This is a genomic window from Dinoroseobacter shibae DFL 12 = DSM 16493, assembly GCF_000018145.1.
In the GTDB taxonomy this organism is placed as follows: Bacteria; Pseudomonadota; Alphaproteobacteria; order Rhodobacterales; family Rhodobacteraceae; genus Dinoroseobacter; species Dinoroseobacter shibae.
Genome location: NC_009952.1, coordinates 196,256 through 210,365, shown reverse-complemented (window position 1 = coordinate 210,365; position 14,110 = coordinate 196,256). Strand labels below are relative to the sequence as shown.

The following is a 14,110-nucleotide window of genomic DNA, read 5'->3' as shown; positions in this document are numbered from 1 at the left end:
CCGAAATTCATCGAAGGCGGCGCTCCCGCAGGGCGCCCACCACATGTGCAGGCCGTATACCATGGGGTCCGCGGCGAAGAACAGGACCGTTCGGCACAGTTAGCGCAACCACGCCAGGGTTTAGCGCAATCAGATTTCGTAAAAGTCGCGAAATTAGAGCTTTGTTATTCGATTTGGTGTGATTTGGGGGCGTCATACCCCTGTCTTGACGAGAAACACGTTGATTCTCAGGCGGCGAGCCAACATCGTCGCGACCAAAGGAAGGCAGGCAGCAGCAGAAGGAATTCGCTCATGTCGCGGATCGCACTGGTCGACGACGACCGCAATATCCTGACGTCCGTCTCCATCACACTGGAAGCCGAAGGGTTCGAGGTGGAAACCTATAATGACGGGCAATCCGCGCTCGATGCCTTCACGCGCAGGATGCCGGAGCTGGGTGTTTTCGACATCAAGATGCCCCGTATGGACGGGATGGACCTGCTCCAGCGGGTCCGCCAGAAAAGCCGGATGCCGGTGATTTTTCTGACCTCCAAGGATGATGAGATCGACGAGGTTCTGGGCCTGCGAATGGGCGCGGACGACTATGTCAAGAAGCCGTTTTCCCAGCGCCTGCTGGTGGAGCGTATCCGTGCCCTGCTGCGCCGCCAACAGGCCGTGGCGAACCACGAGGCCGGGGATATCGATGAAAGCAAGGTGATGGTGCGGGGCAACCTGACCATGGACCCGCTGCGCCACGCGGTCAGCTGGAAAGGCGAGGACGTGGCCCTGACGGTGACGGAATTCCTGCTGCTGCAGGCGCTCGCGCAACGGCCAGGCTTCGTCAAGAGTCGGGACCAGTTGATGGACGTCGCCTATGATGATCAGGTTTATGTGGATGACCGGACCATCGACAGTCACATCAAGCGGCTGCGCAAGAAAATGCGATCGGTGGACGAGAACTTCACCGCGATCGAAACGCTCTATGGCATAGGGTACAAGTACAACGAAGAATGACCTTGGCAGCAGACCCCGACCCTTCGCAGAGCGGCCCCTCCGGATCCCTGCATCCGGCGGATGGCGGCGGCGTGGATGCCAAGCGGGCGGACCGGAAGGCCGCGCGCTCGGGTCGGGAACGCTTGCAGCGCGGACTGGCGATCAACAGCTCCCCGCTGGCGCGCAAGATCATCTCCTTCAACCTTCTGGCCCTTCTGGTGCTGGTGGTCGGGGTGCTCTACCTCAACCCGTTCCGCGACAGCCTGGTGTTCCAGCGCGAGCAGGGCCTGGTGTTCGAGGCGCATCTGATTGCGGATGTGTTCGAGGCCGTGGCGGACACGCAAGAGGCGGACGCGGATCTCCGCAGTATCGACATCACGCGGCTGGTGGCATCCCTCGACCTGGCGCCGTCTCTGGAGCTGTTCGTCTTCGATCCGGCGGGCAATATCCTTGCGCGCGCCGAGGGTGCCAAACGATCCGAATGGGTCGCCCTGTCGGAACAGAACGCGCCGAAGCCGACGATCATCACGGATTTTCTCAACGGTATCTGGGAGCTGATCGCCAAGCTCGTTGGACAGGAAAGGTTGCCCCTGTTGCCTCCCGGGGCGGACCAGGCCCGCAGCCTGCTGCCCGGCGCGTTGTCGGGACGCACCACCATCGAGAACAGCGTGGACCCCTCGGGCAACCAGATCTTCGCCGTGGGCACCCCGATCCTGCTGGGCGGGGAGGTCAAGGGGATCGTCGCCCTGACCACGGCGTCGGGGGAGATCGACGCGCTGGTGCAGAACGAGCGGGAGCAGTTCCTGCAGATGTTCATGGTGGCGCTGCTGGTCTCGATCGGCCTGAGCCTCGTGCTCGCCGGGACCATCGCCAATCCGCTGTCCGACCTCGCCGCCGCGGCCGAACTCGGCCGTGATCGCAACGCCCGCAAGATGAACCCCGGCCGCGTCCGGATCCCGGACCTGACCGCGCGCCCGGACGAGATCGGCCGCCTGAGCGGCGCGTTGCGAGGGATGGTTGCCGCGCTTTATGACCGGATCGACGCCAACGAACAGTTCGCGGCCGACGTGGCCCATGAAATCAAGAACCCGCTCGCCTCCCTGCGCTCGGCGACCGGGACGCTGCGGGTGGCCAAGCGCGAAGACCAAAGACAGAGACTGCTTGAAGTGATTGAACACGATGTGCGGCGCCTGGACAGGCTTGTCTCGGATATCTCCAACGCCTCGCGGCTCGACAGCGAACTGGTCAAGGAGGAGGAAGAGACCTTCGACCTGATCCGGATGCTCCGGGCGCTGACCGACTTCCATGCGGAAGAAGCGCAAACCCAGGGGATCGATTTCATCACCGACCTGCCGCCCGGACCGATGACCATCCAGGGGCTGGAGCCGCGCCTCGCACAGGTTTTCGTCAACCTGCTGAGCAATGCGATCTCCTTCTGTGAGAGCGGCGATGCGGTACGGCTCTGGGTGCGCCGGCGCGACAACCGCGCGTTGATCGTGGTCGAGGATACCGGACCAGGCATTCCCGAAGAGGCCCTGACCAAGATCTTCACCCGGTTCTATTCCGAACGCCCGGAGCGGCAATTCGGCAACCACTCGGGCCTCGGCCTCGCGATCTCGAAACAGATCATCGATGCCCATGGCGGCGTGATCTGGGCCGAGAACATCCGCCCCACCGAAGACGACATCACCTCCGCCCCCCTCGGCGCGCGGTTCGTGGTCGGCCTGCCTCTCTGACGATGCACGATGCCGAGATGCTCCACGCCACCAGCGTCGCCGCCTCGGGCCGGGCGTTGCTGATCGCGGGGGCCGCGGGGGCGGGCAAATCCAGCCTGGCGCTGCAATTGATCGCCTTCGGCGCGCGGCTGATCTCGGACGACCGGACCGAGCTGCGCGCGGTGGACGGCACCCTCGTCGCCCATCCCGCGCCCAATATCGCCGGCAAGATCGAGGCCCGCGGGCTCGGGATCCTGTCGGTTCCCGCCGCCCCACCGACGCCGGTCGCAGCCCTCGTCGACCTGGACCAGATCGAGACCGCCCGCCTGCCCCCGTTTCGCATCCGCCGCATGCTTGATGTCGACCTCCCGCTGCTTCACAAGGTGGACAGCCCGTCTTTTGCTGCGGCCCTCTGGCTCTACCTTCACCATGAACGATGGGCCCCGCACCCGCCCGATTGAGCCTGACCCGACATGACCGATACAGCGCCAACGCCCGAAAAGATGCCGCAGAAGATCGTGCTGGTCACCGGGCCGTCCGGCGCCGGCCGGACCACGGCCATCCGCGCCCTCGAAGATCTCGGCTTTGAGGCCATCGACAACATGCCGATCTCGCTGGTTCCCCGGCTGCTGGACGGCCCGCCGTTGGCGCGCCCGCTGGCGCTCGGGCTGGATGCCCGCACGCGGGATTTCAGCGTGACCGCGGTCGCGGACCTGTTGCACCTGCTCGCCGAGGATCCAAGGGCCGATGCGCAACTGCTGTTTCTCGATGCCTCCCCCCGGGTTCTGACGCGCCGGTTCTCCGAGACCCGCCGCCGCCATCCCCTCGCGCCGCTCGAAAGCCCGATGGACGGCATCGCGCGGGAGACCGATCTGCTCGCCCCGATCCGGGCGCGGGCCGACGTGGTGATCGACACCTCCGAGCTGTCCCCCCACGACCTGCGGGCCGAAATGCTGCGCTGGTTCGGCGACCGCGACAGTTTGCGCCTGGCGATCACGGTCCAATCCTTTTCCTACAAACGCGGCGTGCCCCAGGGCACGGACATGGTGTTCGACGTCCGCTTCCTGCGAAACCCGTATTGGGAGGACACCCTACGCCGCCTGGACGGACGCGACGCCCGGGTGCAGGACTATGTGTCCGCGGATCCGCGTTTCGACAGTTTCTTTGACAATATCGCCTCGCTCGTTCGATTGTTGCTGCCCGCCTACCGCGAAGAGGGAAAATCGCACCTCTCCATTGGCTTCGGTTGCACCGGCGGGCAACATCGCAGCGTCACCGTCGCAGAAAAGCTCTCCGCGGCTCTTGTCGCCGAGGGGTGGCAGGTATCTAACAGACACTTGGAACTGTCGCGCCGATCCATCGGGGCGCAGTCCTGAGTGTCAGTTCACCCAATCTGAGCCCAAGGGAGGCCACGTGATTGGAATTGTAATCGTTGCGCACGGGGGTCTCGCGAAAGAGTATCTTCTGGCTGTCGAGCACGTGGTCGGCAAACAGGATGGCATGCGCGCGATCTCGATCGCGGCCGATTGCGACCGCCCGGCCAAGCAGGCGGAAATCTGCGCTGCGGCGGATGCCGTGGATACCGGCGGCGGCGTGGTGATCGTGACCGACATGTTCGGCGGCTCTCCGTCCAACCTTGCGCTGAATGCCTCTGCCCGGGAAGACCGGAGAATCGTCTACGGCGCCAACCTACCGATGCTAATCAAGCTCGCAAAATCCCGCAACGCCCCGGTGCAGGATGCCGTGAGGCTTTCACTCGAGGCGGGGCGCAAGTATATAAACAGCTTCGACGGCAAGGTCTGAGGGAGGCCGGATGATCCGCCAGGAACTGAAGATTATCAACGAGAAGGGCCTGCATGCGCGGGCCTCTGCGAAATTCGTCGAATGCGTCGAAGCCCATGATGCCAGCGCCGAGGTCGAAAAGGACGGGCTGTCGGCGTCGGGCGACTCGATCATGGGGCTGCTAATGCTGGCTGCTTCCAAGGGCACATCGATCCAGGTGGAAACGAAGGGCCCCGCCGCCGAAGAGCTTGCCAAGGCCCTCGAACAGCTCGTCGCCAACAGGTTCGGGGAGAACTACTGACACGCCCGCGCGCCCCGCGTCGGCTTTCCAGTGAGGGACAGCCATGTTAAGCGACCCCATCTCGCTGAAGGATTTGCAGAGTGACTGACAGTTCCGGCCCTTCGAGCCCGTTGGCCGCGCCTTCCACGGACCAGATGCCCGACCGCATCGAGCAACCCTATGACGGTCGCAACCTGTCCTATGCCAAGACCTTCACCAACCCCTGGGCCTCGGCGCTGATCCGGACCATGGAATGGGGGACCGGCAAGATCCGCCTGCTGCGCCTGATCCGAAAATTCGAGAAACAGGGCGTGCCCTCGGGCCAGGGCTTCTGGCGCCCGGCACTCGACACGATGGGGATTGCCCTGACCACGCCCGCAGAGCAGATCGCCCGCATCCCCAGGACCGGTCCGGTCATCATCGTGGCCAACCACCCGCACGGGCTGGTCGACGGGATGATCCTCGCGGACCTGATCGGTCGGGTGCGCACCGATTACAAGATCCTGACGCGCTCGCTGCTCACGGATGTGGAAGAGATCCAGCAATTCATGATCCCCGTGCCCTTCCCGCACGAGGACGATGCGCTGCAGAAAAACCTCGACATGCGCAAGCAGGCCATGGCCCACTTGGCCGCGGGCGGTGTCATCGTGATTTTCCCGTCCGGAGTGGTCGCCTCGTCCGAGACCATGTTCGGCCCGGCGATCGAAGCGGAATGGAACCCGTTCACCGCCAAGATGATCCTGCGCAGCGGCGCCAAGGTGGTGCCGATCCGGTTCACCGGCCAGAATTCGCGTTGGTACCAGATCGCCAATCAGATTTCTCCGGTACTGCGCCAGGGGCTGCTGCTCCATGAGGTCGTACACTCCCTGAACAAGCCGCAGGCCCCGATCGTGGGCGAACCGCTCACCGCCGACGAAATCGCGGCGCGCAAGGACAACCCCCGCGGCTTCATGGAATGGCTGCGCGAGAAGACGCTCAGCCTCACATAATCCCGCGCCGCACCAGGTTCAGACCTGCCAGAAGCAGGAAGACCAGCGTCGCCTGCCGGAACCGATCCTGATCCATCCGGTCCTGCAACCACAATCCCATCGCCATGCCCGCCGCCGCCGGCACCAGAAGCATCGCCGAAAAGGTCAGGGTTTCCACATTGGCCACCCCGGTCCGCAAATGCGTCAGCACCAGCGCGCAACTCGCCAGACCGTACAGAAGCCCCTGCGTCCGCACCTGCTCGGCCTTGGGCGTATCCAGCGCCACGAGATAGGCCACGATGGGCGGACCCCAAATCCCCGAGAACCCGCCGAAAAAACCGGCTATCACGCCCGTCCCCAATTCGGCCCGCCGCCGATAGGCAGGCGCGATGCGCAACCGCCAGCCCAGAAGTTGGCTCGTGGCATAAAGCGCGATCGGGACCCCGATCATCAGCGACAAGATCCGCTCCGGCACAGCCAGCACCAACTGTCCCGAAAGCGCGATGAACACCAGAACCAGCGCCACCAGCCGCCAATGCGTCCGCGCCGTCAGCGACAGGGCGCCCACCCCGCCGCGCAGCGCCTGCCACAGGTTCATCACCAGCGACGGCACCATCAAACCGGCCAGCGCCACCGGCACCGGCACCACCGCCGACAGCCCGGACATCAGGATCAGCGGCATCGCGAACCCCACCGCCCCCTTCACCACACCGGCAAAGACCGCACAAAGCACCAGAAACGCGAGCGTCAGCTCGGACAGGGACAGAAACAGATCCATGGGGGGCTCCTTTGTCTCTGGCCTTAGCCCCCGGCGCCCGAGGCGGCAAGCCGGGACGAATCGACTCGCACGATTTTGCAGCGCAGCGTCGCGGCTGCTCCGAAACAACGCATGGAAACTTTCCGGTTTTTATGCGTTCATCCCTTGCAACAGCACGGCCGCACACTAGGACAAAGACATAATACTTCGTGTGTCGCTGCGCTCGCGAATTTTTCTTGCGCTGCGCTTGCGAAGTCCTTATCCCGGACCAAACCGGAAAACGCTGGAGAACGCCAATGCCCCATGATGGACAGGATCTTTCCCTGAACGATGCCCAGACCGTGGTTCTGCCGGACCTGCTGAACCTGACCGCGGCTGCCGTGCCCCCGGTCGAGGCGGTGCTCGAAAAGGCCGTCGCGATCCTGAAGACGCAACTGGCCGTGGACGGACGCATCTCCGGGGCCCTGGTCGAAGAGCACCAGACCGCCTCCCACGGGCTGGCTTGGCTGGCGACCTATGCCCAATCCCTGCGCCAGATGCAGAAGTGGGCCGAAACCCTGCAAGCCGACGGCAAGTTCGGCGAGGTGGAGCAGCTGATCCACCAGATCGCCTTCGGCGAATACCTCTGGCAGCTCTATGGCGGCATTCCGATGTCCCAGGGCGAAATCCTGCGCCTTCAGGATATCGGGCTGAGCCAGGACGACCAGCGCGGCCTGATGACCCCCGAGATCCAGACCCTGACGCGGTCCGGCAACACCCAGGCCGCCCGCACCCGCCTGGTCGAGCTGATGCAGGAACGCGCGGCGGAAATCACCGTCGGCGCCACCGGCCTCGATGACGAGCTGGAGATGATCCGCGAGCAGTTCCGCCGCTTCTCCGTCGACAAGGTCGAGCCACACGCCCATGAATGGCACCTCAAGGACGAGCTGATCCCGATGGAGATCATCGAGGAGCTTGCCGAGATGGGCGTGTTCGGGCTGACCATCCCCGAGGAATATGGCGGTTTCGGCCTGTCCAAGGCCTCGATGTGCGTCGTCTCGGAAGAGCTGTCGCGCGGCTATATCGGCGTCGGCTCCCTCGGCACCCGGTCCGAGATCGCCGCTGAGCTGATCATCTGCGGCGGCACCGAAGAGCAGAAGCAGAAATGGCTCCCGCGCCTGGCCTCCGCCGAAACCCTGCCCACCGCCGTCTTCACCGAGCCCAACACCGGCTCGGACCTCGGTGCGTTGCGCACCCGCGCGGTGCAGGACGAGAATGGCGACTGGAAGGTGACCGGCAACAAGACCTGGATCACCCACGCCGCCCGCACCCATGTGATGACCCTGCTCGCGCGCACCAAGCCGGACACGACCGACCATCGCGGCCTGTCGATGTTCCTGGCCGAAAAGACCCCGGGCACCGACGAGGCCCCCTTCCCGACCGAAGGCATGACCGGCGGCGAGATCGAGGTGCTCGGCTATCGCGGCATGAAGGAATACGAGCTGGCCTTCGACAACTTCCACGTCAAGGGCGAGAACCTGCTGGGCGGCGAAGAAGGCAAGGGCTTCAAGCAGCTCATGGAAACGTTTGAGTCCGCCCGCATCCAGACCGCCGCCCGCGCCATCGGCGTTGCGCAATCCGCGCTCGATGTGTCCATGCAGTATGCGATCGACCGCAAGCAGTTCGGCAAGTCGCTCATCAACTTCCCCCGCGTCTCGGGCAAGCTGGCGATGATGGCGGTCGAAATCATGGTCGCGCGGCAGCTGACCTATTTCTCGGCCTTCGAGAAGGACGAGGGCCGCCGCTGCGATGTGGAGGCCGGCATGGCCAAGCTGCTCGGTGCCCGCGTGGCCTGGGCCGCCGCCGATAACGGGCTGCAGATCCACGGCGGCAACGGCTTTGCCCTGGAATACGGCATCAGCCGCATCCTGTGCGACGCGCGGATCCTCAACATCTTCGAGGGCGCCGCCGAGATCCAGGCCCAGGTCATCGCCCGCCGCCTGCTCGGCTGACCTGCCCTTTCCGCGTTCCCCAAGCCCCGCGCCACTCGCGCGGGGCTTTTGCGTGCCCGGCTCAGCGCGCCCGGGACAGCACGTCGATAAACCGCGCCCGCGCCTCGGGCGGGGGCCGATTGCCCAATGCGGGCGCAAGTTTGTGTTCCAGGAAATGCCCGGTGGTCGTCAGCCCCTCCAGCACCCCGTGCAGATGCGCTGGCCCGCCCAGCATCACCTCCGGCAAGGGCAGCAGCCGGTCGACCCAGGCCCCGGCGGCCTGTCGCGACACCGCCCGCCCGGTCCGCGGCGAGACGAAGGCCAGGTCCTCGTTCACCCCGCGCACCGCGCAGCCCGACAAATCCAACCCGAACCCCATCTGATCGAGCAGCGCCATCTCCCAATCGAGATAGGCGGGCAACCACCCGGTGCCTTCGGCCAGTGCATCCAGCAGGGCGACCGTCTGGTCGTAGAAGCCGGGGTAGGCCGCCCGCTCCGCCAGGGAAAACCGCGCCAGCGCCAGGGCCGAACTCATCGCCGACAGGGCCAGCCGGTCGCCCAGCACCGCCGCCGCCCGCCCGCGCACCGGCTCCACCGTGAACGCGCCCATGTGATCCTCCAACCGCGCCTTCCAGCGCAGGTCGAGCTGCGCGCCGGGCTGGAGCACCGGGGCCAGCTTGCGCGACACCCCGCCCCGCACCACGCCCAGATGGCGGCCATGGGCCCGGGTGAAGGCCTCGACGATCACCGAGGTCTCCCCATGGGGCCGCACGGACAGAAGCACACCCTCTTCCCGCCACTCGATCAAGCGCGCGCCCCTTTCCTCAGTGTTCCGCAAATACTCTCGCCGAAGGCATCGCCGGGCTCAACCCGCGCTCAGCCCTCCAGCCCGGGCTGGTCCAGCAGATGCCGCCCGGCGCGGTCCTCCACCGCGACGATCCACAGGTCCGGATCCCGCGACCGGGCGCGGGCCAGGGCCGCGTCCACCTCCGCCTCGTCGCCCTCGACCAGAACCTCCCAGGACCGGGTGTCGCGCATCAGATCATAGCGCCGCTCATAGGCGCGGGCCTTGCCGTCCAGCGTGCACAGCTTGACGATCACCGCCCCGGCGGTGCCGTCGCCGCGGGCCTCCACATAGACCGGGATGCCCTCGATCTGGCAGCGCATCATGTAGGCCTGCACCCACAACCCGGCCGCCAGCCGCGCCACGGCTCAGGCGTTCCCGTCCCGGAAATCGAGCCCCATCTCGTCGAAGCGCTCTTTCTCCTCCAGCCAGTTGGGCCGGACCTTCACCTGCAAGAACAGATGCACCTTGCGCCCGAGAAACTCGACCAGCTCCTCCCGCGCGGCCTTGGACACGGCCTTGGCGGTCTCGCCCTTGTGGCCCAGCAGGATGCCCTTGTGCCCGTCCCGCATCACGTAAACCACCTGGTCGATCCGCACGGAGCCATCCTTGCGCTCTTCCCAATTCTCGGTCTCGACGGTCAACTGGTAGGGCAGCTCCTGATGCAGTCGCAGTGTCAGCTTCTCGCGGGTGATCTCGGCGGCGATCATGCGCAGGGGCACGTCGGCGATCTGGTCTTCCGGGTACATCCACGGCCCCTCGGGCAAGGACGCGCCGAGCCAGGCGCGCAGGTCCGCAACCCCGTAGCCCTTCTCGGCCGAGATCATGAAGGTCTCTGCAAACGGGTAGGCCGCGTTCAGGTCCTGCGTGAGTTTGAGCAAGACCTCGGACTTCACCCGGTCGATCTTGTTGATCGCGAGCGCCACGATCTGCTTGGGGTCGCGCCGTTCGTTCAGGGTTTCCAGGATCGCGCGCACCCCGTCGGTCATCCCGCGATGGGCCTCGACCATCAGCACCACGATATCCGCATCCGCCGCCCCGCCCCAGGCCGCCGCGACCATGGCCCGGTCGAGCCGCCGCCGCGGCCGGAACAGTCCCGGCGTGTCCACGAACACGATCTGCGCTGCCCCTTCCAGCGCCACGCCCCGGATCCGCGCCCGCGTCGTCTGCACCTTGTGGGTGACGATGGACACCTTGGCCCCCACCATCGCGTTGGTCAGGGTCGATTTGCCCGCGTTGGGCTCCCCGATCAGGGCCACGAAACCCGCCCGCGTGGGCGCTGCGTTCTCAGTCATGATTGCTCTCTACCTGGGCCAGAAGGGCCTTCGCCGCCGCCTGCTCCGCCTGTCGTTTGCTGCCCGCCTGCGCCTCGGCGCACGCGCCGGTCTCAAGTCGGGCCGAGATCGTGAAGACCGGCGCATGGTCCGGCCCGCTCCGGGCACTTTCGATATAGGCCGGGGGGGGCAGGCCGCGCGCCTGCGCCCATTCCTGCAACGCGGTCTTGGGGTCGCGGGCATCGGCCTCCACTGCCCCGATCCGCTTGCCCCAGAGCCGCAGGATCAGCGCCTTGGCCGCCTCGAACCCCGCATCCCGGTAGACGGCGGCAATCACCGCCTCCATCCCGTCGCCCAGCAGCGCGTCCTTGCGCCGCCCGCCGGTCAGCATCTCCGACCTGCCCAGCCGCAACACATCGCCCAGCCCGATCTCGCGGGCGACCTCGGCGCAGGTCTCCTTACGCACCAGCGCGTTGTAGCGCGGCGCCAACTGGCCCTCGCGGGCCTGCGGGTCCGCCTCCAGCAGCGCCTCGGCCATCACCAGGCCGAGCACCCGGTCGCCGAGGAATTCCAGCCGTTGATTGTCGCTGCGCCCGGCGGTGCTGCGCGAGGCATGGGTCAGGGCCCGCACCAGAAGCTCGGGCCGGTCAAACCGATGCCCGATCCGGTCGCAAAACGCGGAAATCTCCTTGGACAGCTTCACTCCAGCGCCTTGAAGAAACGATCCCCGCGCCAGGTCCAGAAATACAGCATCCGCGATCCCGCGGAACTGAAGATCACCCGGTCCGCACGGCCGATCAGGTTCTCGAACGGCACGAAGCCGACCCCGCCCACGGATTGCGCATAGCGGCTGTCCTGGCTGTTGTCGCGATTGTCGCCGACGAAGAAGAAATGCCCCTCCGGCACCGTGAACTCGGGGGTGTTGTCGCCGAAGCTCTGGTCGATGTTGAGGATCGAATGGCTGACCCCGCCCGGCAGGGTTTCCACGAACTTCTCTTTCTCGCACACCCCGCCCTGGCCCACCGGCGCATTGGCGCAGCGCGGGAAGGACCCGATGGGGCCCTGCCGCTCGAAGATCTCGTCGAAGGTGCCGTCGGGCTCGGTCGGCACCGCCTCGCCATTCAGGATCAGCCGCCCGTCACGGAACTGCACCGTGTCGCCGGGAAGACCGATCAGCCGCTTGATGAAGTCCGAGCCGTTCACCGGATGCCGGAAGACGACGATATCGCCGCGCTCGGGATCCGAGGCGAAGATCCGGCCCGGGATCGGACACATCGAGAACGGGCAGGAAACCTGGCTGTAGCCGTACGCCATCTTGTTGACGAACAGGAAATCCCCGACCAGAAGCGTGTCCTTCATCGACCCCGACGGGATCCAGAACGGCTGGAAGAACAGGGTGCGGAACACGCCGGCAATGACCAGCGCGTAGACCACGGTCTTGACCGTTTCCATGATGCCGCCTTCGGCCTTTTCGGTGGATGCCATATGGTGCCTCGTCGCCCGGGTTTGGCCCGCTTCATGGGCGCGCCGGGACGAGGAGTCAAGCCGAGCGCGCCGCCGCTTCCAGCGGGATCGCGGAGATCACCACATAGGCCTGCGCCCAGGGGTGATCGTCGGTCAGCGACACGTGGATCACCGCCTCGTGCCCTTCCGGCGTCAGCTGCTTGAGCCGCTCGGCCGCCCAGCCGGTGACATACATGGTGGGCTGGCCGGTCTCCAGGTTCTGCACCGCCATGTCGCGCCAGGAAATTCCCATCCTCAGGCCCGTGCCCAGGGCCTTGGAGCATGCCTCCTTGGCGGCCCAGCGCTTGGCATAGGTGGCGGCGGTCTGCTGACGGCTGTCGGCCTTGCGCTGCTCACGCTCGGTGAAGACCCGGTGGCGGAACCGGTCTCCGAACCGCTCCAGCGTGCGCTCGATCCGCTCGATATTGGCGAGATCCGTACCGATGCCGATGATCATGTTGCAGGGACCGTTTTTCTGACTTTCTGGTGCAGCAAAAGTGATGCGCCAAATGCTCCTGCGGCGCAAGGGCCCGCGAGACATTCCCACCGTCAGGCAAAGATGACGAGATCCGCGTGGGCTACCGCCCCGTCGGGGATCACTCAGCGCCTGCGGGCGCCCCGCCCGAGATCCATCCATAAAGATCGCCGAGCTTGCCCTGCATCCATCCCAGCGGAACGCTCGGATCCCAGTCGGGCAGCCCCTCGTAATACCCTGTCGCACTCTCCCAGGCCTGCTGCGGGGCCTCGGACATGGCGTTCCAGATCGTCGCACGGTCCGGCAAGGTCTCCACTTCGGGGATCAGATCGGCACAGTCGAAGGCCGCCACCGCCGCGTCAAAGGCCGCTTGCGGGTCGCCATCCGTGCTGGCCGCGGCCTCCAGCCCGGCCATGTCCCGGGCGGTATCGCAGGTATCCTTGATGTCGTAGGCCAGCGCCCCGGCAATCACCGCCACCCCGAGAAACGGAACCGCTTCCGCCACCACCGAGCTGGAGTTGCGCGCCGCGGCCCGGGTCACACGCCGGGTCACCCGCTCGGAGGTTTGCTGCGCCACCCGCTTGGCCGCGGTGCGCCGGGTTTGGGCCGCGGCGGCCTCGCGGGCGGCAATCGTGGTCATGCCCGCCGCCGACAACGCCCCAGACAGGGCCACCTGCACCCCGGAGACCGTCAGGCTCAGCACGGTCAGAGACATCGAAGCCACCAGCAGCAGCGCCAGAACTGTCCGGCTGAACAGCCCCGCAATCACCCGCAGCCAGCTCACGCGCGGGCGGCGTCCATCCGGCGGCGCATCTCGGCCATGGCGTCGGGCAGACCGCGGAAGATCGCCTCGCCGATCAGGAAATGCCCGATATTCAACTCCCGCACCTGCGGCAGCGCGGCGATGGGGGCGACGGTGTCGTAGCTCAGCCCGTGGCCCGCATGAACCTCCAGCCCGAGGTCGTAGGCGAAGGCCGCCATCTCGGTCAGCCGCGCAAGCTCCGCATCCCGCGCGGCGATGTCGCCCTCGGCGGCCGCGTCGCAATAGGCGCCCGTGTGCAGCTCGATCACCGGGGCCCCGATCCGGTGCGCGGCTTCGATCTGCGCCCGGTCGGCGGCGATGAAGATCGACACCCGGCAGCCCGCCTCGCGCAGAGGCGCGATGAAATGGGCCAGCCGGTTCTCGTCCCGCGCGACCTCCAGCCCGCCCTCGGTGGTGCGTTCCTCGCGCTTTTCCGGCACGATGCAGACCGCATGCGGGACGTGGCGCAGCGCGATCGCCTGCATCTCGTCCGTGGCGGCCATCTCGAAGTTCAGCGGCACGGTCAGCGCCGCCATCAGCGCCTCGATATCCGCGTCTCCGATATGGCGGCGGTCCTCGCGCAGATGGGCGGTGATCCCGTCGGCCCCCGCCTGCTGGGCCAGAACGGCGGCGCGCACCGGGTCGGGGACGGCCCCGCCGCGGGCATTCCGCACCGTGGCCACGTGATCGATATTCACCCCGAGGCGCAATTCCCCGGGTGCCGCAGTCGTCTTGTCCGTCATGATCAGGGGCCTCCTGCCTTCCAAA

At 66.3% G+C, this 14,110-nt stretch carries 17 protein-coding genes; 8 read left to right on the top strand and 9 right to left on the bottom strand.

Annotated elements, in window-relative coordinates; translation table 11 throughout:
- Positions 1–291: 291 nt before the first annotated feature.
- From DSHI_RS01055 to DSHI_RS01025, 7 genes are all read left to right on the top strand, one after another.
- Positions 292–993: a response regulator transcription factor gene (locus DSHI_RS01055; RefSeq protein ID WP_012176894.1), complete on the top strand. Its 702-nt coding sequence runs from the start codon at positions 292–294 to the stop codon at positions 991–993.
- Entirely contained in the window at positions 990–2,708 is a 1,719-nt protein-coding gene (locus DSHI_RS01050; RefSeq protein ID WP_012176893.1) for a sensor N-terminal transmembrane domain-containing protein, read from the top strand. Before DSHI_RS01055 ends, DSHI_RS01050 begins: the two co-directional genes overlap by 4 nt.
- A 17-nt stretch (positions 2,709–2,725) precedes the next feature.
- Positions 2,726–3,148 carry an HPr kinase/phosphorylase gene (locus DSHI_RS01045; RefSeq protein ID WP_245533031.1) on the top strand — a complete coding sequence of 141 codons (423 nt, stop codon included), beginning with the start codon at positions 2,726–2,728 and terminating at the stop codon, positions 3,146–3,148.
- A gap of 12 nt (positions 3,149–3,160) precedes the next feature.
- Positions 3,161–4,063 (top strand): RNase adapter RapZ, encoded by a 903-nt coding sequence (gene rapZ, locus DSHI_RS01040; protein WP_012176891.1) that lies wholly within the window; start codon positions 3,161–3,163, stop codon positions 4,061–4,063.
- Positions 4,064–4,100: 37 nt separating this feature from the next.
- Positions 4,101–4,490: a PTS sugar transporter subunit IIA gene (locus DSHI_RS01035; protein ID WP_012176890.1), complete on the top strand. Its 390-nt coding sequence runs from the start codon at positions 4,101–4,103 to the stop codon at positions 4,488–4,490.
- Between the two features lie 10 nt (positions 4,491–4,500).
- A complete protein-coding gene (locus DSHI_RS01030) occupies positions 4,501–4,770 on the top strand; it encodes an HPr family phosphocarrier protein (protein ID WP_012176889.1) in 270 nt (89 codons plus the stop codon).
- A gap of 134 nt (positions 4,771–4,904) precedes the next feature.
- On the top strand, positions 4,905–5,738 hold the full coding sequence (locus tag DSHI_RS01025) for a lysophospholipid acyltransferase family protein (protein ID WP_050757768.1): 834 nt from the start codon (positions 4,905–4,907) through the stop codon (positions 5,736–5,738).
- On the opposite strand, the gene DSHI_RS01020 is transcribed toward DSHI_RS01025, so the two are convergent.
- A complete protein-coding gene (locus DSHI_RS01020) occupies positions 5,731–6,495 on the bottom strand; it encodes a sulfite exporter TauE/SafE family protein (RefSeq protein ID WP_012176887.1) in 765 nt (254 codons plus the stop codon). The genes DSHI_RS01025 and DSHI_RS01020 overlap by 8 nt on opposite strands.
- 275 nt (positions 6,496–6,770) lie before the next feature.
- Here DSHI_RS01020 and DSHI_RS01015 point away from each other — a divergent pair, with 275 nt between their 5' ends.
- Positions 6,771–8,465 (top strand): acyl-CoA dehydrogenase family protein, encoded by a 1,695-nt coding sequence (locus DSHI_RS01015; RefSeq protein ID WP_012176886.1) that lies wholly within the window; start codon positions 6,771–6,773, stop codon positions 8,463–8,465.
- Between the two features lie 61 nt (positions 8,466–8,526).
- Here DSHI_RS01015 and recO read toward each other — a convergent pair whose 3' ends face one another.
- The 8 genes from recO to DSHI_RS00975 form a co-directional block, all read right to left on the bottom strand.
- The gene (recO, locus tag DSHI_RS01010; protein WP_012176885.1) at positions 8,527–9,252 is read right to left on the bottom strand and encodes a DNA repair protein RecO; all 726 of its coding nucleotides are present in this window, start codon (positions 9,250–9,252) and stop codon (positions 8,527–8,529) included.
- 68 nt (positions 9,253–9,320) lie between these two features.
- Entirely contained in the window at positions 9,321–9,653 is a 333-nt protein-coding gene (locus DSHI_RS01005) for a DUF1491 family protein (RefSeq protein ID WP_012176884.1), read from the bottom strand.
- Positions 9,654–9,656: 3 nt separating this feature from the next.
- Complete coding sequence (gene era, locus DSHI_RS01000) at positions 9,657–10,583, bottom strand: GTPase Era (protein WP_012176883.1); 927 nt, start codon at positions 10,581–10,583, stop codon at positions 9,657–9,659.
- The gene (gene rnc, locus DSHI_RS00995) at positions 10,576–11,265 is read right to left on the bottom strand and encodes a ribonuclease III (RefSeq protein WP_012176882.1); all 690 of its coding nucleotides are present in this window, start codon (positions 11,263–11,265) and stop codon (positions 10,576–10,578) included. Before rnc ends, era begins: the two co-directional genes overlap by 8 nt.
- The gene (gene lepB, locus DSHI_RS00990) at positions 11,262–12,047 is read right to left on the bottom strand and encodes a signal peptidase I (RefSeq protein WP_012176881.1); all 786 of its coding nucleotides are present in this window, start codon (positions 12,045–12,047) and stop codon (positions 11,262–11,264) included. Before lepB ends, rnc begins: the two co-directional genes overlap by 4 nt.
- A 55-nt stretch (positions 12,048–12,102) precedes the next feature.
- Positions 12,103–12,522, bottom strand: a complete 420-nt coding sequence (acpS, locus tag DSHI_RS00985; RefSeq protein WP_012176880.1) for a holo-ACP synthase — start codon at positions 12,520–12,522, stop codon at positions 12,103–12,105.
- A 139-nt stretch (positions 12,523–12,661) separates the two neighbouring features.
- Positions 12,662–13,324, bottom strand: a complete 663-nt coding sequence (locus DSHI_RS00980) for a hypothetical protein (protein WP_012176879.1) — start codon at positions 13,322–13,324, stop codon at positions 12,662–12,664.
- A complete protein-coding gene (locus DSHI_RS00975; RefSeq protein WP_012176878.1) occupies positions 13,321–14,085 on the bottom strand; it encodes a pyridoxine 5'-phosphate synthase in 765 nt (254 codons plus the stop codon). The genes DSHI_RS00980 and DSHI_RS00975 overlap by 4 nt, the downstream gene beginning before the upstream one ends.
- Positions 14,086–14,110: the final 25 nt, after the last annotated feature.

What these genes read in the sequence shown, in the direction of transcription:
- acpS (WP_012176880.1), bottom strand. Translation starts at nt 12,522, where the DNA reads ATGATCATCGGCATCGGTACGGATCTCGCCAATATCGAGCGGATCGAG.
- DSHI_RS01045 (WP_245533031.1), top strand. Translation starts at nt 2,726, where the DNA reads ATGCTCCACGCCACCAGCGTCGCCGCCTCGGGCCGGGCGTTGCTGATC.
- DSHI_RS01050 (WP_012176893.1), top strand. Translation starts at nt 990, where the DNA reads ATGACCTTGGCAGCAGACCCCGACCCTTCGCAGAGCGGCCCCTCCGGA.
- DSHI_RS01015 (WP_012176886.1), top strand. Translation starts at nt 6,771, where the DNA reads ATGCCCCATGATGGACAGGATCTTTCCCTGAACGATGCCCAGACCGTG.
- lepB (WP_012176881.1), bottom strand. Translation starts at nt 12,047, where the DNA reads ATGGCATCCACCGAAAAGGCCGAAGGCGGCATCATGGAAACGGTCAAG.
- rapZ (WP_012176891.1), top strand. Translation starts at nt 3,161, where the DNA reads ATGACCGATACAGCGCCAACGCCCGAAAAGATGCCGCAGAAGATCGTG.
- era (WP_012176883.1), bottom strand. Translation starts at nt 10,583, where the DNA reads ATGACTGAGAACGCAGCGCCCACGCGGGCGGGTTTCGTGGCCCTGATC.
- DSHI_RS00975 (WP_012176878.1), bottom strand. Translation starts at nt 14,085, where the DNA reads ATGACGGACAAGACGACTGCGGCACCCGGGGAATTGCGCCTCGGGGTG.
- DSHI_RS01025 (WP_050757768.1), top strand. Translation starts at nt 4,905, where the DNA reads ATGCCCGACCGCATCGAGCAACCCTATGACGGTCGCAACCTGTCCTAT.
- DSHI_RS01055 (WP_012176894.1), top strand. Translation starts at nt 292, where the DNA reads ATGTCGCGGATCGCACTGGTCGACGACGACCGCAATATCCTGACGTCC.
- DSHI_RS01020 (WP_012176887.1), bottom strand. Translation starts at nt 6,495, where the DNA reads ATGGATCTGTTTCTGTCCCTGTCCGAGCTGACGCTCGCGTTTCTGGTG.
- DSHI_RS01030 (WP_012176889.1), top strand. Translation starts at nt 4,501, where the DNA reads ATGATCCGCCAGGAACTGAAGATTATCAACGAGAAGGGCCTGCATGCG.